The sequence below is a fragment of the Curvibacter sp. GW821-FHT01G03 genome (assembly GCF_059422285.1).
Window position 1 is genome coordinate 268,052 of sequence record NZ_JBWKWP010000001.1, and the last position, 24,126, is coordinate 292,177.

General features: G+C 61.3%; 16 protein-coding genes and 2 tRNA genes. 5 read left to right on the top strand and 13 right to left on the bottom strand.

The features are described from left to right. Positions 1 to 39: 39 nt before the first annotated feature. From AC07VS_RS01270 to AC07VS_RS01285, 4 genes are all read right to left on the bottom strand, one after another. Positions 40 to 116 (bottom strand) — tRNA-Gln (locus AC07VS_RS01270). Between the two features lie 20 nt (positions 117 to 136). Further along, positions 137 to 1,009, bottom strand: a complete 873-nt coding sequence (ispE, locus tag AC07VS_RS01275; protein WP_494749988.1) for a 4-(cytidine 5'-diphospho)-2-C-methyl-D-erythritol kinase — start codon at positions 1,007 to 1,009, stop codon at positions 137 to 139. A gap of 27 nt (positions 1,010 to 1,036) precedes the next feature. Beyond that, positions 1,037 to 1,504, bottom strand: coding sequence for a lipoprotein insertase outer membrane protein LolB (locus AC07VS_RS01280; RefSeq protein WP_494749989.1), 468 nt, complete (start codon positions 1,502 to 1,504; stop codon positions 1,037 to 1,039). Between the two features lie 47 nt (positions 1,505 to 1,551). Next, complete coding sequence (locus AC07VS_RS01285; protein ID WP_494749990.1) at positions 1,552 to 3,315, bottom strand: tetratricopeptide repeat protein; 1,764 nt, start codon at positions 3,313 to 3,315, stop codon at positions 1,552 to 1,554. A 20-nt stretch (positions 3,316 to 3,335) separates the two neighbouring features. Between AC07VS_RS01285 and mutM the strand changes: the two genes are divergently transcribed. From mutM to mutY, 3 genes are all read left to right on the top strand, one after another. Continuing rightward, a complete protein-coding gene (mutM, locus tag AC07VS_RS01290) occupies positions 3,336 to 4,151 on the top strand; it encodes a bifunctional DNA-formamidopyrimidine glycosylase/DNA-(apurinic or apyrimidinic site) lyase (protein WP_494749991.1) in 816 nt (271 codons plus the stop codon). A gap of 71 nt (positions 4,152 to 4,222) precedes the next feature. Continuing rightward, on the top strand, positions 4,223 to 6,178 hold the full coding sequence (locus tag AC07VS_RS01295; protein WP_492347204.1) for a dynamin family protein: 1,956 nt from the start codon (positions 4,223 to 4,225) through the stop codon (positions 6,176 to 6,178). A 4-nt stretch (positions 6,179 to 6,182) separates the two neighbouring features. Further along, a complete protein-coding gene (gene mutY, locus AC07VS_RS01300) occupies positions 6,183 to 7,235 on the top strand; it encodes an A/G-specific adenine glycosylase (RefSeq protein ID WP_494749992.1) in 1,053 nt (350 codons plus the stop codon). On the opposite strand, the gene rapZ is transcribed toward mutY, so the two are convergent. From rapZ to AC07VS_RS01315, 3 genes are read right to left on the bottom strand one after another with little or no spacing between them, the layout of a single operon-like run. After that, positions 7,229 to 8,080, bottom strand: coding sequence for an RNase adapter RapZ (gene rapZ / locus AC07VS_RS01305; protein ID WP_492347202.1), 852 nt, complete (start codon positions 8,078 to 8,080; stop codon positions 7,229 to 7,231). The two genes, mutY and rapZ, sit on opposite strands and share 7 nt — an antisense overlap. A gap of 3 nt (positions 8,081 to 8,083) precedes the next feature. Further along, on the bottom strand, positions 8,084 to 9,796 hold the full coding sequence (gene recN / locus AC07VS_RS01310) for a DNA repair protein RecN (RefSeq protein ID WP_494749993.1): 1,713 nt from the start codon (positions 9,794 to 9,796) through the stop codon (positions 8,084 to 8,086). Positions 9,797 to 9,798: 2 nt separating this feature from the next. Next, a complete protein-coding gene (locus AC07VS_RS01315) occupies positions 9,799 to 10,695 on the bottom strand; it encodes an NAD kinase (RefSeq protein WP_494656657.1) in 897 nt (298 codons plus the stop codon). Between the two features lie 29 nt (positions 10,696 to 10,724). Between AC07VS_RS01315 and hrcA the strand changes: the two genes are divergently transcribed. Then, on the top strand, positions 10,725 to 11,729 hold the full coding sequence (hrcA, locus tag AC07VS_RS01320; RefSeq protein WP_492347199.1) for a heat-inducible transcriptional repressor HrcA: 1,005 nt from the start codon (positions 10,725 to 10,727) through the stop codon (positions 11,727 to 11,729). Between the two features lie 46 nt (positions 11,730 to 11,775). Continuing rightward, positions 11,776 to 11,852 (top strand) — tRNA-Ile (locus AC07VS_RS01325). Between the two features lie 441 nt (positions 11,853 to 12,293). Here the strand turns inward: AC07VS_RS01325 and AC07VS_RS01330 are convergent. From AC07VS_RS01330 to AC07VS_RS01355, 6 genes are all read right to left on the bottom strand, one after another. Beyond that, positions 12,294 to 14,252: a UvrD-helicase domain-containing protein gene (locus AC07VS_RS01330; RefSeq protein ID WP_494749994.1), complete on the bottom strand. Its 1,959-nt coding sequence runs from the start codon at positions 14,250 to 14,252 to the stop codon at positions 12,294 to 12,296. Continuing rightward, the gene (locus tag AC07VS_RS01335; RefSeq protein WP_494749995.1) at positions 14,249 to 16,582 is read right to left on the bottom strand and encodes an AAA family ATPase; all 2,334 of its coding nucleotides are present in this window, start codon (positions 16,580 to 16,582) and stop codon (positions 14,249 to 14,251) included. The genes AC07VS_RS01330 and AC07VS_RS01335 overlap by 4 nt, the downstream gene beginning before the upstream one ends. 487 nt (positions 16,583 to 17,069) lie before the next feature. Next, positions 17,070 to 17,504, bottom strand: coding sequence for a lecithin retinol acyltransferase family protein (locus AC07VS_RS01340; RefSeq protein ID WP_494749996.1), 435 nt, complete (start codon positions 17,502 to 17,504; stop codon positions 17,070 to 17,072). Between the two features lie 161 nt (positions 17,505 to 17,665). After that, entirely contained in the window at positions 17,666 to 21,541 is a 3,876-nt protein-coding gene (locus tag AC07VS_RS01345; RefSeq protein ID WP_494749997.1) for a hypothetical protein, read from the bottom strand. Between the two features lie 331 nt (positions 21,542 to 21,872). Then, the gene (gene panD / locus AC07VS_RS01350; RefSeq protein WP_494749998.1) at positions 21,873 to 22,253 is read right to left on the bottom strand and encodes an aspartate 1-decarboxylase; all 381 of its coding nucleotides are present in this window, start codon (positions 22,251 to 22,253) and stop codon (positions 21,873 to 21,875) included. 241 nt (positions 22,254 to 22,494) lie between these two features. Then, positions 22,495 to 23,697 carry a YagK/YfjJ domain-containing protein gene (locus AC07VS_RS01355; protein ID WP_494749999.1) on the bottom strand — a complete coding sequence of 401 codons (1,203 nt, stop codon included), beginning with the start codon at positions 23,695 to 23,697 and terminating at the stop codon, positions 22,495 to 22,497. Between the last annotated feature and the right edge of the window lie 429 nt (positions 23,698 to 24,126).

A 24,126-nucleotide genomic window follows, 5' to 3' on the forward strand; every position in this document is an offset into this window, starting at 1 on the left:
AGCGGTCTGAAGGAAATTGGCCTGTGCGTGCAAAGAATTTGGCAGGGGAGGAAGGGCTCGAACCCTCGAATGCCGGAATCAAAATCCGGTGCCTTAACCAACTTGGCGACTCCCCTACACAGGTTGATGTCTAAAGCTAGACACCCACCGACAACTTTTCGCTAGAAGCCCAACCCAATAATGGATGAGCTTCCATGTTGCTGCACTCTCGGATCTTCCAGATGCCTGGCGCATCTTTCAGATCTACCGAGTCAGTGATGTGTGAAAACACAGCACTTCCTGAGCCCGTCATTCTAGCATCTAAATCTTGTTGTTTCAGCCAATTGATGGCATTTGAAACTTCAGGACAAAGTTGCTGAGCAACTGACTGCAGGTCATTTTTACCGTATCGGTAGTGATCAGCAGCGAAGCCTTCGATTGTAGCAGCGTTTTTTGACCACTCCAGCAAAGGCGATGAAAAAATTTTTGCAGTTTCCAGTCCGGCTTCAGGTTTCACCACGATGAAACGCGCCGGCGGGCACTGCGCAGAATTTTCCAACGGCCGGATTATCTCACCAATTCCTTCGACCCAGGCGTTGCGGCCCCGGATGAAGAACGGCACATCGGCACCCAGCCGGATCGCCAGTTCGCACAGGCGTTCGGTGCTGAAGTTGAGCTTCCAGAGTCGGTTGAGGGCCAGCAAGGTGGTGGCGGCATCCGATGAGCCCCCCCCCATGCCGGCCTGCGCCGGGATCTGCTTGTCGATGCTGATGTGCACCCCCTCTTGCACCTGGCCGGCTTGCTGCAACAAGCGGGCGGCACGCACTGCCAGGTCATCGGCGGGCAAGGGGTCGGTCAGGTCGGTGCGTTCGATGCGGCCATCGGGGCGTCGCTCGAAATGCAGCGTGTCGCACCAATCGATCAGCATGAACACCGACTGCAGCAAGTGGTAGCCATCCGGGCGGCGCCCGGTGATGTGCAGGAACAGGTTGAGTTTGGCGGGGGCCGGAACGTCGTAAATCGCCTTCATGGGCTCATTATCCGGCTCGCCTGCGGTTCAGCGCTCCAGCACGATGCGCAATTCGAGGGCAGGTTGAGGTTGCTCGCGCCGGGCTGTCAGCCGCCCGTTGTCAAGCTGGCTGAGGTCGGCCTGCCAGCCGGGCAGGGTGGGCTGCTGGCCTTGCAGCCAATGAAACAATGCCGCGATCGGCACGGGTGTGCCGGTGGCGTCGGCGGCCAGCTGCTCCAGTGTGGCGTATCGGCGGGTTTCGCCCCGCGCCTGCCAGAGGGCTTGATCGGCTGACCATTCAAGGTGAGCCACCGTGCTGCCCAGCGGGCTGAACAGATCGAGCGAGCCTTGCTCGGGCGTGCCCAGCAACTCGAAGCTGGCCGACCAGGATTGAGGGGCGTCGCCTTCCACCTTCAAGGCCAGGCGCCCGCTCCAAAAATGAGCGGGGCGCGGTGAGCCATCGTCGGGCAAAGCGCGCCTGCCGCTGGCGCAGCCCAGCAACCCAAGCGCAGACATGGCGCCGGCTATGAGCAACTGTCTGCGCAGGTGGCGCGGTGTTGGGGTCATGGCTTGACGTTGAACCGGCGCATCGTGTCCTGAAGTGTTTCGTTGTCCCGGCTCAGTGCCATGCCTTGCTTCCAGACGGCGGTGGCCCGGCTGCGCTGGCCGGCAACCCACAGCACTTCGCCCAAGTGAGCCGCGATCTCGGGATCGGGCTTGCTCTGGAACGCCTTGTCCAGGATCTGGATGGCTTCCTGCAAGCGGCCCCGTTTGAACTCCACCCAACCCAGGCTATCGCTGATGAAGGGATCGTTGGGGGCCAGCTCCAGTGCTTTGCTCACCAGCTGGTGGGCCTCGTCGAGGCGCACGCCGCGGTCTGCCAGCGAGTAGCCGAGCGCGTTGTAGGCGTTCTGGTTCTCGGGTTGCTGCGCCATGATGTCGCGCAGCAGTTTTTCCATCTGCTCGAAGCGCCCGAGCTTCTCGGCCATCATGGCCAGGTCGTACATCAGGTCGGTGTCGTCCGGGCTCGATTGCAGGGCCGAGTCCAGCAACTGCAGGGCGGCGTCATAGGCCTTCTGGCTGCGCAGCAATTGCACCTCGGCCATCAGCCGGGTGCGTGCTTCGCTGGGTGTGTTGGTAGGCAAGGTCTGCAACAGTGCGCGGGCCTCGTCGACCTTGCCCTGGGCCCCGAGAATGGCGGCGCGCCGGGTGCGCGCCGTGGCCTGCAGCGAGGGGCTGTCGATCTTGCTCAACCAGGCGTTGGCTGCCGCGTAGTCTTGCCGTTTCTCTGCCAGTTGGGACAGCGACAGATAGGCCTGCGAGAGCCCGCGCTGACGTGCTTCGGATTCGGCTTGTGCGCTGGCCAGGCCGAGATAGTGCTCCAGCGACTTCTGGGCCTGTGCTTGTTGGTTCTCTTCCGTCTGCAGGGCACCGAGGATGAGCCAGGCCTCGGCCAGTTCGGGTTGGTTGACGGTGACGGTGGTGAGCTGTTGCTGGGCGTCGTTGTAGCGCTGGGCGTCCAGCAAGGTGCGGGCGTAGGCAATCCGCATCTCGCCCTTCTTGGGATAGCGGTCCAGATAGCCTCTGACCAGGGGTTCTGCGGTGGGACTCTTGGGGCCCATGATCTGCAGCGCCAGGCGCACCGGCGCCTCTGAGGCCGGTTGCAGCTTCAAGCCGGCCTGGGCGGCCTCCAGGGCCTGCGGCGTCTGGCCGGCTGCCAGGCGCAATTGGCCCACGGCAGCCCAGGCGTCGCCGGCCATCTCGGGGTCGCGCAGTTCTTTGTCGAGCGCTTCTTCAACCACTTTGGCGGCCAGGGCGCGGTCGCCAACCCGCCCATACAGCGCGGGGATGGCCGCCAGCAATTGGGGCTTTTGAGCGGCAGAAGCCAGTGCCAGTTCGCGTTGCAGGGCCGGGATCGAGTCGCTGACCCGGTTCAACGCCAGCAGGATCTGCAGCACGTAGCGATTGGCTTCGCGGGAATCGGGTTGGGCCAGGCGCCAGTTTTGCGCCGCCTGCAATGCCGAGTCGCCGGAGCGTGCCTGCAGTGCGATCTCCATGGCGCGCTGATACAGACGGCTGTCGTTGGTGCGGCGGGCGCTGTCGAGGATCAGAGCAAAGCCGGTCGCAGGGTCAACCCCCTTGGCGTTCATTTCGCCCAGCAAGATCTCATAGAACAGTTGGGCATCCATGAGCGAAGGGGGCTCTGGGGCTTCGCGCTTGGGCGCGGGAGGCGTCTGGGCCTGAACTGGCTGAAGAAGGGCCAGCAGGACGGCGGCGGCAACAGGAACCAAGCGGCGAAAAGGCTTCATCGACTCATAATAATCCATGCTTGCAAACGAAATGTGCAATGCCTGAATTACCCGAAGTTGAAGTCACCCGGCGCAGTTTTGCCGATCGCATCGCAGGCGCCCAGGTGCTGTCTGTCAGCCTGGGCAAGCCGCTGCGCTGGCCCTTGGGCTGCGAGCCTTCCACGCTCGTGGGTCGGCAGGTGAGAGGCGTCAGGCGGCGCGGCAAATACCTGTTGCTGGACCTGGATCAGGGCCTGCTGCTGCTGCACCTGGGCATGTCGGGCAGCGTGACTTTTGGCGCGGTCGCAGCCCCGGCGGGGGTGCACGACCACTTTGACCTGCTCACCAGCCAAGGCCTGTTGCGCCTGCATGACCCGCGCCGTTTTGGCGCCGTGGTGCATGCCCGAGATGAGTCGGACCCCGTGGCGCGCAAGCTGCTGGATCACCTGGGCCTGGAGCCGCTGGGCGATGATTTTCAGGTGGAGAACTTCCATGCCGGTTTGCGACAGCGGCGCTCCGCGATCAAACAGGTGCTGCTGGCGGGCGATGTGGTCGTGGGCGTGGGCAACATCTACGCCTCCGAGGCCTTGTTCCTGGCGGGCATCCGCCCCACCACCCGGGCTGACCGCATCAGCCTGGCGCGGGCGCGGCGCCTGCATGGTGCCATCCGCGACGTGTTGGCGCGGGCGGTCGAAAAAGGCGGCAGCACCCTGCGTGACTTCAGCAACGCCGAGGGGCAGTCGGGGTACTTTCAGCTGGAGGCCATGGTGTACGGGCGTGCCGGCCAGCCCTGCCGGGCCTGCGGCAGCCTGGTGCGGCAGCTCAAGCAGGGTCAACGCTCCACCTTCTATTGCCCGCAATGCCAGCATGCCTGAGTGTGCCGGCATGAGCCTTGGCGCAACAGGGGCCGATGCTATAGTCAATCGCACATCGTTTCGGGGCCGCCGTGGGCACAACTTTCAATGAACAATTCGACCAGCATGGGGCTTGGCGGCGTGATTTTGCGCTGCGCCTGAAGCAGCTGGGCGAATGGGCGCGCACGCACCGCCTGGCAGATGCCGCCGTGCAGGGCCAACTGCAGCGCCTGGAGGCCCAGGTGCGCGCCGACAAGGTCACCGTGGCCTTTGTGGCCGAGTTTTCTCGCGGCAAATCTGAGCTGATCAACGCCTTGTTCTTTGCCGGCTACGGGCGCCGCATCATGCCGGCTGCCGCGGGGCGCACCACCATGTGCCCGACCGAACTGGGCTACGAGCCGGATCTGCCGGCCTGCCTGCGGCTGCTGCCGGTGCAGACGCGGCTTGAACCCCTGGCGTTGGCCGAATGGCGCGAACGGCCCGCGCAGTGGACTCGCATCGACCTTGACCTGCAAGACCCCGAAGCGCTGGCGCAAACCCTTGAGAAAGTCTCGGATGTGATCCGGGTCACCCAGGACGAGGCGCGTGCCCTGGGCTTCTGGCATGACGAAACCCCCGAAGACAACCCCTTGCCCGATGCGGCAGGCCTGATCGAGGTGCCACGCTGGCGCCATGCACTGATCAACCTGGCGCACCCCTTGCTGGAGCAGGGCCTGGTGATCCTGGACACCCCGGGGCTGAACGCGGTGGGGGCCGAGCCCGAGTTGACGGTCAGCCTGATCCCGCAGTCGCACGCCGTGGTGTTCATCCTGGCCGCCGATGCCGGCGTGACCCGCTCCGACCTCACCATGTGGCGCGATCACCTGGCGCCCCCCGAGGGGTCGTCGGTGTCGCGCCTGGTGGTGCTCAACAAGATCGACACCCTGTGGGATGCCTTGAGCAGCCCCGAGCAGATCGAGGCCCAGATCCAGCGCCAGCGTGCCCAGTCGGCTGAGATGCTGGGCGTGCCGGTCGAGCAGGTGCTGGCCGTGTCGGCCCAGAAGGGGCTGGTGGCCAAGGTGTCGAACGATGCGGCCTTGCTGGCGGCCAGCCGCCTGCCGGCGCTGGAAGACGCGCTGGGTCAGGGCCTGCTGGGCAGTCGCCGTGCGATTCTTCAGCAGGCGGTGGCGCAGGGCGTGGGGGACTTGCGAACCGAGCTGGGGCGCGTGTTCAACATCCGCCGTCGCGACCTGGCCGAGCAGATGCTCGAACTCAATGGCCTGCGCGGCAAGAATGCCTCGGTGATCCATGGCATGCGCATCCGGATCGAGCAGGAGCAGGGTGAGTTCGACGAAAGCAATGCCCGTGTGCAGGCCGTCAAATCGGTGCACCTGAAGCTGCAGCGCGAGGCTTTGCAGACGCTGTCGGCCAGCAACCTCAAGATCATCCTCAGCCAGTTGGCGCAGGCGCTGCGCCAGCCCGGCATCAAGCTGGGCGCGCGCAAGGCCTATCTGGACACCTTTGCCGAATTGCGCCGGGTGCTGAAAAGCGCCATCAGTGCCAGCGGCGAGTTGCAGACCATGTTGTCGAGCTCGTTCAAGCAGTTCAATGCCGAATATGGCTTTTCGCTGCAGGTGCCCACCGCGCCCGACATGACCCGCTATGAAGCCGAGCTGCTGCGGATCGAGAGCAATCACCTGCAGTACCTGAGCCTGGGCAACGTGCTGCGCTTGGCGCAGCCGGCGTTTGGCGAGCGCCTGGTGCGAGCCCTGGGCACGCGCCTGCGCGTGGTGCTTGAATCGGCCGCCAACGACCTGGAGCTCTGGAGCCGGGCCGCCATGGCGCAAATGGACGCCCAGGTGCGCGAGCGCCGCCGCAGCTTCATCCGTCGGCTGGAGGCGATCGATCGCATCCAGCAGGCGGCCACCAGCCTGGCCGACCGGATTGCCGAAATCGAGGCCAGTGAACAGCAGCTTGAGCGCCAGTCGCGCCAGCTGCAGGGCCTGACCCAGGACCTGCTCGAAGCGGTCGACCAGGTTCCCCAGCGCCCTGAAACCATCACCGGGTGAGCAAATGACTGAAACACTGGCCCAACGGGTCGTCCGTTGGCAGCGCGAGCATGGGCGCCATGATCTGCCCTGGCAAAACACCCGCGACCCGTATCGGGTCTGGCTGTCGGAAATCATGCTGCAGCAGACGCAGGTGTCGACCGTGCTGGATTACTTTGACCGCTTTCTGGCGCGCTTTCCCGACGTGGCTGCGCTGGCCGCGGCCGAACAGGACGAGGTGCTGGGCCTGTGGAGTGGCCTGGGCTACTACAGCCGGGCGCGCAACCTGCATGCCTGTGCCCGCCAGGTGATGAGCCTGCACGGCGGCGCGTTTCCGCGCAGCGCCGAGTTGCTGACCACTTTGCCGGGCATTGGCCGCTCGACGGCGGCAGCGATCGCGTCCTTCTGTTTTGAAGAGCGGGTGGCGATCCTGGATGGCAACGTGAAGCGGGTATTGACCCGGGCGCTGGGCTTTGGCGATGACCTGGCCGTGGCGGCCCACGAGCGCCGCCTGTGGGATCTGGCCACGGCCCTGCTGCCCGACGCGCCGGCCCCAGATGATGCTGGCCGTTCACCCGACATGCCGGCCTACACCCAGGGCCTGATGGACCTGGGGGCCACGGTCTGCACCACGCGCAAGCCGGCCTGCCTGCTGTGCCCGCTGCAGGGTACCTGCCGGGCCCTGGCCGAGGGCGAGCCCGAACGGTATCCGGTGCGTACCCGCAAACTCAAACGGCGTGCCGAAAGCTGGTGGTTGTTGTGGCCAGTGGGCCCGCAGGGCCAGGTCTGGCTGCAGCGTCGCCCGCAAAAAGGCATTTGGGCCGAATTGGAATGCCTGCCCGTTTTCGACAGCGAGGCCGCATTGCCGATCAGCCCGGCTGGCACCTCGGTGCAGGCACTGCCGGCTTTTCTGCATGTGCTCACCCACCGCGATCTGTACCTGCACCCGGTTCAATGGCGCTGTGCCCAGGCCGATCAGCCCCCGGTGCCAGGCCTGGAGGGGCGTTGGGTAGCGGCCGCCGACTGGCCTGCGCTGGGCCTGCCCACGCCAGTGCGGCGCCTGCTTGAGGCTCAGTGACTGTCGAGTTCGCGGTGCCGGCTCAGGGTGACCCAGTCGGTCGCGAAATGCCGTGACAGTTGCTCCACCAGGTACACCGAGCGGTGCTGGCCCCCAGTGCAGCCCACGGCCACGGTGACGTAGCTGCGGTGATCGCTGGCCATCGAGGGCAGCCAATTGGCCACAAACTCGGCCACCTGGCGCTGCATCTCGCGCACCGGAGGGCTGGCCGCCAGGTAATCGGCCACCGCGGGGTCCTTGCCGGTCAAGGCGCGCAGTTCAGGCTCGTAGTGCGGGTTGGGCAGCATGCGCACGTCAAATACAAAATCGGCATCTACCGGAATGCCGCGCTTGAATGCGAAGGATTGGAACACCAGCGTCAGCTGGCTGGCTGGCGCTGAGACCAGGTCCTTGACATGGCGCTGCAGCTGGGCCGCCCGGATGAAGCTGGTGTCGATCACATGGGCCTGCTCACGCAGGTCGGCCAGCAGTTCGCGCTCAAGTTCGATGGCCTGAACCAGGGCGCGCTCTTGCGTGGCCCCCTGCGACAGCGGGTGGCGGCGCCGGGTTTCCGAGTAGCGCCGCACCAGGATGTCGGTGGTGGCGTCCAGAAACAGGGGCCGCACCGTGATGCCGGCGTCGCGCAGCGCACGCAGCTGTTGCGGCACCTGGGGCAGCGAGGTGGCGCTGCGCACATCCATGGCGATGGCCAGCTTGTGGGCGTGGTGCTCTTGCTCCAGGGCCACCAGAGGCTGCAGCAACTCGGGGGGCAGGTTGTCCACGCAGTAGAAGCCGGCGTCTTCGAGCGCATGCAGCGCCACCGATTTGCCCGAGCCCGACATGCCGGTGATGAGGACGATTTCCATGGTTCAGGCCCTTTTCTTGCGCGTCACCGGCACTGCCGCGACAACGGGTTCCGGCAGCGCGCCCGGTGGCACCAGGTCCAACATCTCGCGGGCATGCGCCAGCGAGGCGGCCGATTGCACATCGCCGCCCAGCATGCGTGCCACCTCCTGGACGCGGGTGCCGCCAGCGATGGGGGCCACGCTGCTGCGGGTGCCACGGGGCCCCGACAGCTTGGACACCTGCAGGTGCTGGTGCGCATAGGCCGCCACCTGGGCCAGGTGGGTCACGGCCAGCACCTGCCGGTCCTGGCCCAGTTGCCGCATCAGTTGGCCCACGGTCTGTGCCACGGCGCCGCCCACACCTGAATCCACCTCGTCAAAAATCAGCGTCTGAGCCTGGCCCAGGCGACTGGTGGTGACGGCAATCGCCAGGGCAATGCGCGACAGCTCGCCGCCCGAGGCCACCTTGCCCACGGGCCGTGGCGTGGTGCCGGCATGGCCGGCCACCAGAAACTCGACGTCTTCCAGTCCGCAGGCCCCTGGGCTGCTGGCTGCGGGCAGGGCCACCTCAAAGCGCCCCCCCTTCATGCCCAGCGACTGCATGGCGGCGGTAATGGCTCGCGACAGTTGGGGCGCGGCCACGGCACGTTGGCGCGAAACCTGCCGTGCCTCGGCCAGAAAGGCTTTTTCGGTTTGCGCGGCTGCGCTTTCAAGCTTGTCGAGATCGGCCGCGGCGTCCAGCGTCTGCAACTCTCGCTTCCAGTCAGCCAGCAGGGCGGGCAGATCCGCCGGGGGGCGCTTGTAGCGCCGCGCCAGGCCCATCCACTGCGTCAGGCGGTGGTCCAGTTCGGCCAGGGTGTCGGGGTCGAGGTCGGTGCGGCGCAGCCAGGCGTTGAGCGAGTGCGCCGCATCTTCGGCCTGGGCCAGGCTGGAGGCCAGCACATCAGCGATCGCCTTGAATTCGGGCTCCAGGTGCTCATGGTCTTGCAGGCGTGCCTGGGCGCGGGCCAGCAGGGCCAGGGCGCCGGCATCCTCGCCCTCCAGTGTTTCAACGGCACCCTGAGCGGCCTCAAGCAAGGTGTGCATGTGGGACAGGCGGGTGTGCTGATTGCTCAGTTCGTCCCACTCATCAACCCCAGGGGCTAGTTTGTCCAGTTCGCCGATCTGCCAGGTCAGGCGCTCGTGCTCGCGCAGCAGCGTGGCCTGGGCGGCGCGGGCGTGCTCAAGGGCACCCAACGCCGTGCGCCATTGTTGCCAGGTGGTCTGCATGGCCCGGCTGTCAATCTGGGCATAGGCATCCAGCAGACTGCGCACCGACTCGGGGCGGGTCAGGCTTTGCCAAGCATGCTGGCCATGAATGTCGAGCAGCAGATCGCCCAGTTGGCGCAATTGGGTGGCGGTGGCCGGCGTACCGTTGATCCAGGCCCGGCTCTTGCCCTGGGCGTCCACCGTGCGGCGCAGCAACAGGCTTTGGTCGTCGCCCTCCAGGGCGGCTTCCTCCAGCCAGTGGCGCACCTCGGGGGTCAGGTCAAACTCGGCACACAGGTCGGCGCGCGCCGCGCCGTCACGCACCACCGTGGCATCGGCCCGGGCGCCCAGCGTCAGTTGCACCGCGTCAATCAAGATCGACTTGCCCGCACCGGTCTCGCCGGTGAGCACCGTGAAACCCGATGCCAGGTCCAGTTCGAGTTGCTCCACGATCACGAAGTCGCGAAGGGCTATGCGTTTGAGCGCCACGGTCAGGAACCTCCCTCGTTCCAGTGCATTTTCTTGCGCAGGGTGTCAAAGTAGCTCCAGCCGCGCGGGTGCAGAAACCGGGCCCGGTGCACCGAGCGGCGCACGATGATCCGGTCGCCCAGCATCAGCGAGGCCAGCGATTGCATGTCGAAATTGGCGCTCACATCGCGCCCGCTCACGATCTCGATCGCCACCTCGCCCGTGTCGGCCAGCACAATCGGCCGGTTGGACAACGTGTGGGGCGCAATCGGCACCAGGATCCAGCCCGGGATCGACGGGTGCATCAAGGGCCCGCCGGCCGACAGCGCATAAGCCGTGGAGCCGGTGGGTGAGGCAATGATCAGGCCATCAGCCCGCTGATTGGCCACAAAATGACCGTTCACCTCCACCCGCAGCTCGACCATGCCCGAGGTGCCGCCCCGGTTGACCACCACATCGTTCAGTGCCAGGGCATCAAACACCACGTGGCCATCACGCATCACCTGCGCATGCATCAGGCTGCGATGGTCTTCTTCGTATTCACCCCGCAGCATGGGGCGCAGCGTGGTCTGGTAGTTTTCCAGGGGAATGTCGGTGATGAAACCCAGCCGCCCCTGGTTGATGCCGATCAAGGGCACTCCATGGCAGGCCAGCCTGCGCCCGATGCCCAGCATGGTGCCATCGCCACCCACTACCAGGCACAGATCGCAGCGGGCGCCGATTTCTTCGACAGTCAGCGTGGCATAGGAGCCCAGGCCCGTGTTAGCCTGGGTCTCGCTTTCCAGCACCACCTCACAGCCCTGGCGGGCCAGAAAATGCGCGATGTCATCCAGCACCTCACGCGAGTTGACGGCATTGGCGCCAGGCCCATGAGTCTGGTACTTGCCGATCAGGGCAACGTGGTGGAATTTGGACTTCATTCGATAAATTACATCATTAAAATTGCGCCATGCTCGATGACCGTTCCAAGTTGTTGTTGAAAGCTCTGGTCGAGCGCTATATCGCTGATGGCCAGCCGGTCGGATCGCGCACGCTGTCCAAGGCTTCGGGCCTGGAATTGTCGGCGGCCACCATCCGCAACGTCATGTCCGATCTCGAGGACCTGGGCCTGATCGCCAGCCCCCACACCTCGGCCGGTCGCATTCCCACGGCGCGGGGGTATCGGCTGTTTGTGGACACCATGTTGACAGTACAGCGTGAACAATTGTTGACGCCCCAGCTGGCCCCTGAGCAACCCCAGAAGGTGATCGCCAATGCGGCCCACCTGCTGTCCAACCTGTCCCAGTTTGTGGGCGTGGTCATGGCCCCCCGGCGCACCTCGGTGTTTCGCCACATCGAGTTTCTGCGCCTGTCTGATCGCCGCCTGCTGGTGATCATCGTCTCGCCCGACGGCGACGTGCAAAACCGCGTCATCTTCACCGAGGCCGACTACACCCAGTCTCAACTGCTGGAAGTGGCCAACTTCCTCAACGCCAACTATGCCGGTCTGGCCATCGAACAGGTGCGCGAACGACTCAAGGGCGAAGTCGAAAGCCTGCGCGCCGAAATCGCGGCGCTCATGCAGGCGGCCGTCAATGTCAGTTCAGACGCACTCACCCAGGCCCAGGACGAGGTGGTCATCTCGGGTGAGCGCAACCTTCTGTCGGTCAGCGATTTTTCGGGCGACATGGGTCACCTGCGACGGGCCTTTGACCTGTTCGAGCAGAAAACCCAGCTCATGCGCCTGCTCGATATCTCCAGCCAGGCCGACGGCGTGAGCATCTTCATCGGTGGCGAAAGCAAAACCGTACCCTTCGAAGAGCTGTCGGTCGTCAGTTCACCGTACGAAGTCGACGGCCAGATCGTAGGCACCCTCGGCGTCATCGGCCCCACCCGCATGCCCTACGACCGCATGATCCAGATCGTCGACATCACAGCGAAATTGGTCACCAACGCCCTGAGCCACAACAAGTAGCCTCTTACAATACAAAGATCCTGACCCGGTCACGGGCTCAGGTTGGGGGGCGTTAGCTCAGTTGGTTAGAGCAGAGGACTCATAATCCTTTGGTCGCGGGTTCAAGTCCCTCACGCCCTACCAAGCTGCATAAAGAAATCCCGCTATCTAAACAATAGCGGGATTTTTGTTTTCATGGGCCGTGTAGCCACTGTGTAGCCAGATTCCGAGTGTTGCTCTGCGCGTCGAAGGTCATATAGCCCGGCTTCGCGCCGGGCTTTATGACGTAAGGTTGGGGTTAAGCAAGGCTTCCGGATGCCTCGCATTGATTCGTTTCGATGGACTGTTGTGCAGCGGGAGCTGTCGGTCGCCGGCTTCCGCTGAACTCACGGTATCAGCTGGGAAGCAGACGCTCGACATCAACAGCAGTGGCACATCGCAGGACGCTACCAAACTGCCGGTATATGTCTCCTGGAAAGCTTGCCCTGTTGGCATTGCAGATAACCGCTGCTACATGATGCTGCCGAGGTGCGCTGCCGACCCTAAGCAGGCGACCGTTTAGGGCAAGCCGCATGGCAGCCTTACTTATATAGGTTGAATCGCCTGCACTTCGTGCGCCTCAAACCAACCGCTGCCCCGAATCCTCTTCAGCGCCTCGTGGGGCGCTTCCGACCAGAGCACCAGCGCGAGCGACTCTTTCGCTCGACTGCAAGTGACATAGAGCAGCCGTAGACTTCTATCGATGGTCGTCTCCTTGCCATTCTCTGCGTGCTTCAGGTCGGTATCGCTAAGAGACTTAGCCCCAAACAGCTTGTCGTAGGAGATCTGGTGAGTTCCAGCCTGTTGGTCGTCCATCACCACCATCACATGGTGGAACTCAGACCCCTTCACAATTCTGTGGGTGGCCAGCTCGGATTCGCCGGCCAAGTACCGGCGATACCGCTCCAGCTCTCGCCACGGAGCCACGAAAAGTGCACACCACCCGCGACGGATTCGAGCTTCCGTAGTCTCCTTTTCCTTTCGCGGTATCGGAGCCGGGGGAGGAGGAGATTTGTCGGCGAAGGCATCCCCGAGTCGAGAGTCCACGTCAAAAAGTCGCGCCGCGAGAATCGGTGAAAGCACCTCTCTCACAGTCGAGTCGGGGTTGCTCACACCCTTAGCGAATTCAAGGATGCTCGCATGCATCTCCTGAATTCGCGTATTTCGTAGCTGCATATCAACAGGCAGCCCATCGAGGCTTCCATAGTGACGCAGTAGGTCGGTGGCCGCAGACTCATCTATCGACCCGTCTGGCCTGACACATCGAGCGAGGCCAGCTAGTTCGTCCAAGAGGAGACGCGCTGCCGACGGTCCTTTGTTCTCGCCGCTTCCGACGGGAGCCGCTGCATTCGGGTCAAGCAGCTCCATGGCTTGGTAGACGTTGAGAAAAGAGCCCCGCGTGGCAACCAACTTGTGCTCAAGCGCCAGCAACTGGTAGTTGCCATCACGCCAATCTTCAACCTGCGTAGCATCTGCCATCTGTTCTGCACACCAGTTCTCCAGCTTGGCCTTGTCGTCCCCCGTGAGCGCGGTGCTCCCAACGAAGATGCGAACCGTACCCCTGTCTTTTTCAGTTCGAGGCCGCTGCACAACACCGTTAGCCGGCTGCGTTCGCCCCTCCAGCTTGGCTTCCCAGACACGATTTATCAGATCCACGATGCGACGCTGGCTGCGATGGTTCATTTGCAGCTCCGGCTTTGCCCAACCTTCTGGCACGAGGGTTGGCAGGTCTTCATAGCCGTCGCTGAAGATGCGCTGTCGATGATCACCCAGAAGACCAAGAGTCAAGCCCGCTCCACGCGGCTCGGCAAGAATCATGAGCGCGTTGAGCATCGACTTCATCGTATCTTGCGACTCGTCGATAAGCACAACCGGATGACGGTCTTGAAGAATCCTTCGCAGCGTCGGCTTATTTAGCAGAATCCAAGCGGTTGCGTTGAGCACATGCGTATGTTGGATGGCACCGGCTCCATAGAGGTTCTTGTCAGGGTGATATCTGAAGGAGGACGTCTGACGATATGCCTCAATGACGGCCTCAATCTCAGCGAAATCGACTCGGTCTTTGTCACTGATGCCCTTGGGCTTCGCCGCTGCCGCCGCACGGTCCCTTTCAAGCTTGGCCTGCGCGACCGCGATGAGAGCTTCCCTGATGTCGCTGTTGAAGCCTTCGATGAGTTCCCAGCAGAAGCTGTGAATCGTCGAGACCTTGACCAGGTCATTGTCGCCAAGTCGGCCGTTGATGACCGCTACGGCATTCTTGGTGTAGGTCACTACCCGAATGGATCGGCCAGCCAGTCGCAGACTGCGAGCGATTTTCCCGCCAGCCTCGTGAGGTGTCACCCCTGTGAGGCGGCGCAGGACCTCGACCAACGTGCGCGTCTTTCCAGAGCCGGCACCCGCGAACAGAAAGAAGCTCCGTGGGGGTTGCTCGGTGAGGTAGCCACAAATCTCCTCGACGACGCCGGCATCGAGTTCGTTCCCCGGATCGTTAATGTCCGCGCTCATGTCATCAGGTCCGGATTCGGTTCAAGCTGCGCCTGGAGCCATTGCAGGGCATCTGCGATGTACTTGGGGCACGCGATTTGAGCGCCGCCAGCGACCTGCTCGAAGACGCTGGCTGCGAACTCGCCCTTGTTCAGGGATTTGTGCATCAGGAGATGGAGCGCTTCGACCAACTCTGGGAACGACTTTCCTTCTGCCACGAGTTCGGCCACATCCGTCAGCCCGCTCGTTGGGAGCTCAACCCCACCTACGGCGCCAACCCCACCTACGGCGCCAACCCCACCTACGGCGCCAACCGCGCCGGCGGCAGCAAGCTCCGCAAACCACTTGTGATTGGTGAGAATCAGCGAGTCCTCGAACGAGCTTGGCCAACTCCCGTCTGCCTCATCGACAGGAAGCTGCCAAGCGAAGCGCACGGAACAGCCCTTCTCCGACCACACCAGTTGCTTGGCAGTGGGAGCCTTCATTTCCTCCAGCATTTGAAGCTGTGGATGCCATTTGCGCAAGGTCGCATTTCCGCATTCGAGGCCGGCCTGCCCAAGGTTAGCCACCGCGACTCTCACGGTCTTCTTCGGGTTCTTATCGCTTTTCTTCACCTCCACGGGGTCGGCATCGGTGATTACGACCGTAGGAATGCGAAGCTTCTCAACCAGTGGCTGGAGTCTGTGAGCATGACTGCCCCCGATGTCTAGGAACGAAACGTACTTAGAACTCAGGCCACTGAACTGGCGCTCAATGAACAGCGGCACTAGCATGCGCTCTGCCACGCCCTCCACAAAGATTGCTGCGTTCGCGAACAGTAGGTCCGTGTGCTGTACTCGGAAGTAGCGCTCGGCGAACTTTCGGGTCGAGACGTCCGTACCGAAAACCGACCCCAGGTTCACCACCTCCGTGGTCGGCATCACTGCGCCTTCGGCCTTCGGTACCCGGCGCACATAGCGAAGCCGGTCGAAGTTCTCGGCATGGGCGAGGTGACTTGAGTGCGTGCTGATGAGCAATTGGCTTTTGAGTCCTGGCGCCTCCACCAGGGTCGGACTGATGAGTTGGTGCGCTTTCCCCGGGAAGATTCGCTGCACCTGTACATGCAAGTGCGCCTCCGGCTCCTCAATCATCACAAAGTGCACCGGCGGCGGTGAGCCCTTCTCTGGGCTTAGCCGCGCGGCCTTGAACGACACGAGCTGGTAGCTCAGTGACTGGAGGTTCTGATAGCCGAGACCGATGGAGAACTCAGGGAGAAACTCGTCTGTGGCCCCCTTACCGATTCCGTACTGGACGGCAGTCGAGTGGTCCAACAAGTCGGCGGTTTGGATTCGCGTGCGGAAGCGGATTTCCTGCGGGTCATGTAACCCTGGATAGCCAAGCTCTCGGACCTCCGCGACCGACGGCGCAATTGCCTCTTCGATCTTCGCATCGAGTGCCTGCTGCGCTTCCGCCACTGCCTGGATGAGGTCCGCCCGATGGCCATGACCCGTGGACGCCACCTTCAGATGGTCTCGAGCGAACTTGAGTAACTGGTTGGAGAAGAGGCCAGCCCGATGAATCCCTGAAGTCGAGCGTGATTCAGCCTCCTCGCTCCCAAGACCACGCTGAGCGGCGACAAAGTCGACACGAATCAGCTTCGTGAGGTGCTTCCTGTCGATAGGCGCAGCATCTGCGTCGAGCGCCTGCTGCGCATAAGTCGCATGGCCTTCAAGAGGGTTATTTTCTGCGTCCAGCTTGTACACGCGGACAGATCCAAGCCGCTTTGGCTCATGCAACCAAAAGTCGATGAGGTCGACGGGCCAGGCCAGCGATTTCTCACCCATATCCTTCACCGGTGTCCTCGCTTGGTTGTAAGCCCAGGCGAGCTCTCGTAGCCCTTCGGCATCAGACGCAGGTTCGAGGCGAAGGCGCAAACCAACGGCGCCGCCCTTCCAACTGAATTTTGAGAGGAACGGCGCAACAAAGTGGTACATACCGGCCTCAGCGTTGAACCAGAGATCGAGCGTCGGCATGGTGGCGCGCAGTGCCGCCAACTGGTCATCCCAATCGAACGCCGGAGCCGCCGCAGTCATAGGATTCTCGGTTAGCGCCTCCCACTTCTTCCCCAGCGCGCGGAGCTTTGCCCACTGCGACAGACTCAAGTCGTAGGCACCAAAGGCGAAAGAATCTGACAGGAAATGCCGCAACGCGGCAAGGATGGACGTCTTACCGCTGTTATTTGCGCCAACAAGAATGGTTGTCTTCTCGTCGATATCCACCTTCACATCGGCCAGCCGACGAAACTGACGAAGTTCAAGGCATCGAAGAGTTATTGCGCCCGCGATAGGATTAACGGCTACTGGATTAATCATGCCTCACAAACCTGTTCTTTTTTCGCTCGGCTGAGCGTTATGTGAGGCTCTAGACCGCCGCCATAAGTTGCGTGTGCAACTCCCAGCTTTGCTGGCGAGCCCCTCCCTATATGAATGAGCGGAAGTTAGCGCAAAATCCAATAGTCAGCAAGGGATCAATGCACGGACGTGCTACCTGAAATCCCGGCTCTTCGTCGCCAACTCGCCTGGATCGGGTCAGTCTTCCAGATGCCCGGCGATGATGTCGCATACCTCACCCTGACGTGGCCACCGTCCCTTCACGACCATCAATCGCTCACCCAGCACCACAGGACGAAGGTGACGCTTGTCAGAATTGGTTCTGTACCTCACACACTCCCACCAGAACTGATCGGGCACAGCCAAAATGGCTTTGTTACTGGCCAGTGAGATGAGAAAAACGCTCCCGCCGGGTAATGCCTGAAGACTCAGGCTGCGAGCTCTGGCGCCGTGGCATGCCTCGAGGAACCTATCGAGAGTTGCGGATGAGGTAAGCGAGTCCAGCGACCAACAGCACACCGATCGCCGTATTGATTACCTGGGTGCTGGTGGACTGCCCGTGCATCGCACGGTTGACGAAGCACTCGCAGTTGTTGGCTATGAGGTCGTACTTCGCCTGACCTTGCTTGAGCTCCGTCAGTGCCCTCTTTGCCACCTCGACGTTACTGTGCGGCCCAGCATTGGGCTCTACCCGGATATCGCCGTTCGCGGCGTAGCGTCGCTGGAAATCTTCAAACGTCGCGACCTGGTATCCGCCCTTCACCAGCTCTGCCAAGTAGACCATGCCGTCGAACATCCCTTGACCGAGCACTACGGCATGGTGCTTGGGGCCATCGAAGCCCAATTCCTTAGTGATGGCGCCCACGAGACGCGCGCCGGTGACGTCGATTTGCTGAAGCTGCATGCAGCCCTCCTTGTTGAGTTTTTTCTGAGAACAGAGGACGCGCCGCACCATCGCTCGGTTATCAGTAGCTTCCCGTTGCCGCCATTAGCATGTTGAGATTGGCGGAGCCGAAAGAGCGTTGTATCAAAGCGCGATTATGGGAGAAGTGGCCCCATTCATCTTTAGTTTCCTTGTACTGGCTGGGAGGCAGCGTCCCAATCTGCGAGCATCAGCCTGTATATCAACACTTGTGCGTTCGAATCATTGATCTCGTTGCGAAAGAGGGAGGCTTGGTCCTGCGCAATGGACGGGCCGGAACCGTTTTCTTGGGCCTGGTAAATCACCTTTTGCGCACACTCGGCGAGAAACCGGCCCGCGGCTATTATTACTTCATCGTCGTTGCCCTTTCTCAGCGTCAGAAAACTCTCCACACGACCTTCAAGCGGTGCCATGAGTTCGTTGAGGTAGTCCGCCTCCTCGGAGTTCAGGTCCCGATCAAGACCCGTCATCACCGCAGAAATACTGGTGCAGTCGCCAAGGATTCTGTCGAATGCCGCAGTCGCAACGTCATCGAGCAAAGGATATGGAAGCAGCGCTTGCCATTCTTTCGTGAACTCGAATTGGGGAAACATAGTCGAAACTCCGCCCACGGCAAACCGAGCGGCGACCTTCCCCCGTAACAAAGGAGCCGCTACACGGTGGTCAGGGCCATCCCAGGCGTGCTCGCTTGCAAAGCGCTCAATCGCTTGAAAAAACTCTACGATTTCATTGCACGGCAAAAGAATTGCGAACGATGCGGGAGGCCACAGGTGCTCAAATGGGTCATTGCGCGCCACCACCACACATCCGGGCTGAGCTCCTTGAAACTGGACTTCGAGCTCTTGACGACGCGCCTCAATCAGGCCTTGAGCACGGGAGAGGGCCAGAGCACTAGCGGCGCCAAGAGCTGAGTGCTTGCGTGACCGCTTCGATAGCGCGGCTCTACTTGAGTACGACTCGGAGGGGCACGTGTAGGTGTCCGCCAGCACGTAAGAAATCTCCTTGAGCAACTGTGCGCCGCCCTCGAAGTCGACGTCGCTCGCCAAGTCCGTGTACCGCCAAAGCTCAGATGACGCTACCTCACGTATCTTGTTTGAGATATCTATCGTGTTGATCGCCTTCAGCAGGGGGTGTTCGACCTTCCCTGACACGAGGCCTTTTGTGATTTCCTGGATTCCCTGCACCACATCGGCGACGACATCTGACGTGTCGTAACTTCCTCGGTCCAGAACTCCGGAGACGGACGAGCGAATGCGACCAGGGAGGATCATTCCTGTAAGGACCTGTCGGATTGAAGCAAGCGCATGCAGCTTCTGTGGTGCTGGCTCCAAGCGACAGAAGCACTCTGCGGCACGGCGCAAATTCGAAGTCGTCTCGCTTAGCGCTGTCGCCAGGCTATTGGCACGAGCCGTTTCCCCGTCCGTCTCCTGAACCTGCTGAACGCTGCGAAGCTGTGCCCGATTCCAAGCCACCCGCGCCGGAACGACTATGCGGCTGCGGTCTAATCGGACGTCAGCCACGGGATAGTCACCCACCTTCAGAACGCTGCCATCTCCGAGCACTGCGGAGACAGCGGCCGCTTGCGCGAACGGCTCGGCGGCAATGAGCATGTCGCAGATTGAAACCGCGCGTTCGTGCAGATTAGACTGGACGGCGTCGTTCACCAGACGGATGTTGGCCCGGATGACGAATACACCGCCGTCATCGTTTTCAAGGGTGGGCTTCGTCAGCCAAGCGGTGTCACTGTGCAATCTCTCGAGTAGGTGAGCCGAACCGCCCTGTGTTGTGAGAGCTTCGCCTGCAAGTTGCTCGTTCAACTCGCGCAGCACGCCGATGAAGCCAAGCACCTGTGAAGCCGATGCGGGCTCGCTGAAGGGAGTGCTCACCAGCCACTGGGGGGTGGCTGGCAGTTGCGTTGTGCCATGTAGGGGCATGAGTGCAGCAGCGAGTTCGACCGCCTGTTGCAAACTCCAGGATGGAGGTGGCGGTGAGCTGGAGAGCTGCATTGACAACTGCAATCGCTTATCCGGTATTCCGATGCCCGAGAAACGGCTCATCGCACCGCGAATCCTCTCCCAAAATTCCATCCCTTCCAGGTTCGCATTCGCTATAGCGAGCCCGAATACCATGTGTGCAAAGCGTTCGTCGATCTTCTCGTCCTTGCAGATATCCATCCAGGCCTTGCCGACGAGATCGCAGGTGACCAGTCCCAAGCCGTGAAGCGCCGCAGTCCAAGCCTCAATCTTGGAGCCTGGGAGCAAGGAGGCCAAGTCTTGTACTACGGCGTCATGAACTGTTGGTAGCTCGCGATAGAGACTGGCAATAAAGCTGGCGAGATCCTTGAATCTAATGCACGTCAGGGCAAGGTGCAGAGAGGATAGCTCAGTCTGATGTGTTATCTCACGAAGCAGGATGTCCAGGTGCCGTGACCTGATTTCATGGAGCCCTCCGATGGAGTCATCACCCACTAACGCGACGGCGTGCTCTTGAACCAAGCGGTTTAGAGCTCTGGCAAATGCGATTGGGGTCAGGCCAGTTTTTTCGCGTAGACGTTCCTTGTCGATAGCTGCGGAGAAGCGTGAGGCGAATGAGACCGCCTGCAAGATCAATAGCTCATCGTCGCGAGCATCCTTGACGCGCTGGCGCAACTGGTCGCGAAGCACCGTCTCCAGCCTTTTTCCCTGGGTCACCAGGTGCGTGAATTCGAGTAGAAGCCCCTTGCTCTCTTCGAATGGTTCGCGCCAGTGATGAAAGCGACGCCCCTCATGTGAGGGCAACTGAGTGAAAAGCCGAGTCGCGAGTTCCTCGTCCAGCTGTGGCCTGACGACTGTGGTGCTCCGAAGGTCAGCCAGGAGATCGAGGTCTTCTTCTCGAATCGTGCCAATCAGGATGACGCCTTCAGACTCCCCAGCCATGCGAACCACCTCGTCCCAAGTGTCGGTGAAGTTTCTGCCTACGTCGTCAAGGATGAATCCAACCCTGCGAGTCCGACTCGCCTCATTGGCCTTCGCAAGACGTAGCAAAAGAGCGGACTCATTCGACGCGAGTCTCGCAACTCTGTACCAGATCACATCATGCCGCGTAGAGTTCGCATACAGCCATGCGCTGGCCGACTTTCCGCTGCCTGATTGGCCGGCGATGAGGGTCGCTTTCCCGGTTTCGACAGCGGTCTCGACCTGCTCAGTGACGGCTGGACGCTCGAACACCAGGCCGGCCGCGACATGGCCAGCTACTACGTTCACGCCTGCGTAGAACGCTTCGTCGTGAACCTTCATAGAGAAGTCGACGATTTCACAGATGCCGTCCTGGATGGCGCGCTGAAGTCCACCTTCCTGAGTGGCGAGGAGAACGCGCTCCATTGCCCCTGCCACGTCGGCAGTCGTTATTTTTGCGGCGTTGGATGCCTTCACGGAATAGTTCTCATCGGAGCAGCGGCCGGCGTCCACCCGAAGTTGTTGTGCCACGAGCCTGCAGGCGAAGGCGGGCGCGCCTTGCTTTTCGGTGAGGAGCTGAACGCAGCACTCAATTGGAGTGCTCTCGACCAAGAGAAATGAACGCTCAAGTAACTGCTCCACTGTGAAGCTTCTCGCCGAGGGACGCTGCGCGTCCAGGGCCTGGCGGACTACAGTAACATCCTTGTACGATGACAGAGGCACCTCCAATCCCTTGGCCTCCAGGCCAACGACAGGGCGCTCAAGGATCACAGCGATACGCACATTGCCTTGAACCCATTCTTCCTGCGACAGTAGGGCCGCAGTCTTCTCCAGGTACTCGGCGAGTTGCATAGCGCGAAACATGCCTTTCGGATCGTGCATGGACTTTGCCTGGATCCGAGTCTCTACTCTGTCAACGAACAGCGTCAGGTCGTCCAGACCTTCAGGCACGAGTTGGGCAGACATGCCCCGATTCCATTGCTCCACAAGTAGGAAGGCTGCGGCAGCATCCTGATAACGGAAGCCGCGGCCGGCACGTGCTCCGGCGCGCGTCTGCTCCCAACGTTGGTCTTCTGGAATTTTCATCAACGCCTATTTTCGTACGTATGGCGCATTCCAGAGCGCCGCGCTCCGCGGGGGCCTTCGCGACTTTGGCAGGGACAGAGTCGGCGATCAATCACCAACCCTAAATCCGAGCCGTGGTAGTGCATCGCTAGCCCGCCTGCGCCCAAGGTGCAGACTGACGTCTGCTTTGGACGAATCGTGATCGCTCGTGCCGCCCATCGCCCAACGGCCGGTATCGGCAACCGCATACAGTGGAAAGCGTCAGCCTGACCGTTCGCAACCAGCCTGAAGCAGTCGATTTCGTAGACCTACCAGGCCAAGTGCCAGGATGGATGTCACCCTCGCCTGCGATTCAAACGGCCTGAGTTGGTACTGCGTGCCGCAACTCAGTTTGCTTGTTGAGTACATCCACAAACACCAGCTGAGGTTGATGAGCGTGAACTTCAGACTCCTCTACCTGTGCGAATGCCGCGATGATCAATAAGTCACCCACCGCAGCTCGTCGCGCTGCTGATCCGTTCACCGAGATCATGCCGCTGCCGCGTTGGCCTTTGATGGCGTAGGTGATGAAGCGCTCGCCGTTGTTGATGTTCCATATGTGGATCTGCTCGTTTTCCATCAGGTTGGCTGCGTCCAGTAGGTCTTCGTCAATGGCACAAGACCCCTCGTAGTGAAGCTCGCAATGGGTGACGGTGGCTCGATGGATCTTCGATTTCAGTAAGGTGCGTTGCATGTGAGGGTACAAGTTTTAAGATGGCCGCAGGATACCTTGCCAACCGTTGCAGCAGCCCAACTTTCGCCTTCGAGACGAATGGACAGCGCTACCTTGTTTTCTCGCCGTAGCAATGGCCCTACAAGGCTCTTGAATCCCGCTCAAACGCATTGCGTCGGTCGAGTTGTGGGTGTTGGGGTCAGAGAGATCCTTCGGCCCTCCTGCGGCCTCTCAAGAAGCCACGCCCCCGTTCCCTTCAACTTCACCCACCCAACTCCGTCTGCATCAACATGCCACGCTTCGCTCGTGGCTTCTTATGCCGCGTCCCCGTGGGATCAAGCTTCACCGATTTCCAGTCCGGCCACGCCATCTGCTGTTGACGCTTCTGCCCACGCTTCTCACCCTTTCTCTTCGGCATACCGCCTTTGGTCATTGCTCGTGCTCCCTTGGGCAACACACCCCGCACCAGGAAATCGGACTTGCACATGTAGCGCACGGCCATCTGCAGTCCACGCAAGGCGTCAACATCGTGATACGTCACTTCGCCAAGTCCGCAATGCTGGTAGATCTTCTTGTCCGCGTTGCAGTTGAAGTACAGCCCCTGGCCACCGGTCACCTCGTTTTTCCAGTGTTCACCAATGGTCATGGCAATGGTGATGTCCTGCATGTGCAGCCTCGCATCCAGGAATAGCAAAACGTGGTTATGAAAACCCTTGAGCCAGCCGAACTCGATCTTCCAGACGTAGCCCAACAAGGCCTTGCCATACTTCTTGTTGAGGTGCTTCAGAATCTGGCCCTTGTGAGCGTAGACGGTCTCAAAACCGATCGTGTCTGACGTGTCGTGCTCAGCGATGAGGTCGTGTTGGTAGGTGAGGTCAATGCGAATCACGAGCATGCGACTGTGCGCTTCAAACAAAGCGCGAACATAATTCTGGACGTTGCGTTCAGTTCGACGTGCCGCATGCTGGAAGCTTTTGACGGCCTTGCGAAACGCTGGCTTGTTGCAGTGCCACCGCACAGCCTCCACGAAAGCATTGAGCTTGTCGGAAACCACCTGAGCGGCCTCAAGTGGCATGACATCGTCAACCTGACGGTACAGCAGATCCGCGCCAACCTGCCCCATGCTTGTCAAATCAAAGAACAACTTGAGGTAGGGATGCAACTCATGCTTCGGAAAGCGACTGGCCAGCCTTTGGTGAGTGCAATACAGGCGACCCATGAGACTGCGGCCCAAGGGACAGGAAGACACGCGCCATGCACTAGGCTTGTCTGAAACGACCCGGAACAATTGCCCGGCACTTTGGGCAATCTTGGGCATCAGGCGCTCGATGTGCTCCAGTGCCTGTACGGCATCCTGGCGCTGAGTGATGGCGATCTTCGTTTTGCCGTGGTCATCAGCCAACGTGCGATGCCACAGCAGGGAGTGCAGGTCCTCTGCGTCAAATTGGATTTCAGATGTCGTCATGTTCAAACTCGATTCAAAAGAAAGTTCCTGACAGCACGCGGTCACCCGGGTGGATTGAGTCCACTCGATCCCCTTGCGTGCGTTCGTTGCATCTGCATTCGGTGCAGACTTGAGCAACAGACGATTACTACTGGTGAGTAAAAAAGTTAGAGCGTTCTCAGATCTATGCCGTCAAAAGGGCGTACGCGTGGGCAGCAATGGGACCTCGCGTTGGCAAGCGGAACTTTGTGTTGCACGTGGGTTCGAGGTGAGTTGTGCTGATAACTGGTGGGAGCTGGCAGGAAAGGGCGGGAGAGTTGTGCCCTTTGGATAACATAGAAACCCCATTGTTCTGAGCGACCCTGCTACTCCGCCCTCTTATTAGAGGGGGAGTGCCGTAGTGCCGATCTGCCGGTTAAAAGTTAGGTCGTCGGCGCAGCGTGTTCTGAC

Bases quoted from the DNA above. Each gene is read 5' to 3' on its own strand.
- ispE (WP_494749988.1), bottom strand. From the start codon at position 1,009: ATGAAGGCGATTTACGACGTTCCGGCCCCCGCCAAACTCAACCTGTTC.
- AC07VS_RS01280 (WP_494749989.1), bottom strand. From the start codon at position 1,504: ATGTCTGCGCTTGGGTTGCTGGGCTGCGCCAGCGGCAGGCGCGCTTTG.
- AC07VS_RS01285 (WP_494749990.1), bottom strand. From the start codon at position 3,315: ATGGATTATTATGAGTCGATGAAGCCTTTTCGCCGCTTGGTTCCTGTT.
- mutM (WP_494749991.1), top strand. From the start codon at position 3,336: ATGCCTGAATTACCCGAAGTTGAAGTCACCCGGCGCAGTTTTGCCGAT.
- mutY (WP_494749992.1), top strand. From the start codon at position 6,183: ATGACTGAAACACTGGCCCAACGGGTCGTCCGTTGGCAGCGCGAGCAT.
- rapZ (WP_492347202.1), bottom strand. From the start codon at position 8,080: ATGGAAATCGTCCTCATCACCGGCATGTCGGGCTCGGGCAAATCGGTG.
- AC07VS_RS01315 (WP_494656657.1), bottom strand. From the start codon at position 10,695: ATGAAGTCCAAATTCCACCACGTTGCCCTGATCGGCAAGTACCAGACT.
- hrcA (WP_492347199.1), top strand. From the start codon at position 10,725: ATGCTCGATGACCGTTCCAAGTTGTTGTTGAAAGCTCTGGTCGAGCGC.
- AC07VS_RS01330 (WP_494749994.1), bottom strand. From the start codon at position 14,252: ATGAGCGCGGACATTAACGATCCGGGGAACGAACTCGATGCCGGCGTC.
- AC07VS_RS01335 (WP_494749995.1), bottom strand. From the start codon at position 16,582: ATGATTAATCCAGTAGCCGTTAATCCTATCGCGGGCGCAATAACTCTT.
- AC07VS_RS01340 (WP_494749996.1), bottom strand. From the start codon at position 17,504: ATGCAGCTTCAGCAAATCGACGTCACCGGCGCGCGTCTCGTGGGCGCC.
- AC07VS_RS01345 (WP_494749997.1), bottom strand. From the start codon at position 21,541: ATGAAAATTCCAGAAGACCAACGTTGGGAGCAGACGCGCGCCGGAGCA.
- panD (WP_494749998.1), bottom strand. From the start codon at position 22,253: ATGCAACGCACCTTACTGAAATCGAAGATCCATCGAGCCACCGTCACC.
- AC07VS_RS01355 (WP_494749999.1), bottom strand. From the start codon at position 23,697: ATGACGACATCTGAAATCCAATTTGACGCAGAGGACCTGCACTCCCTG.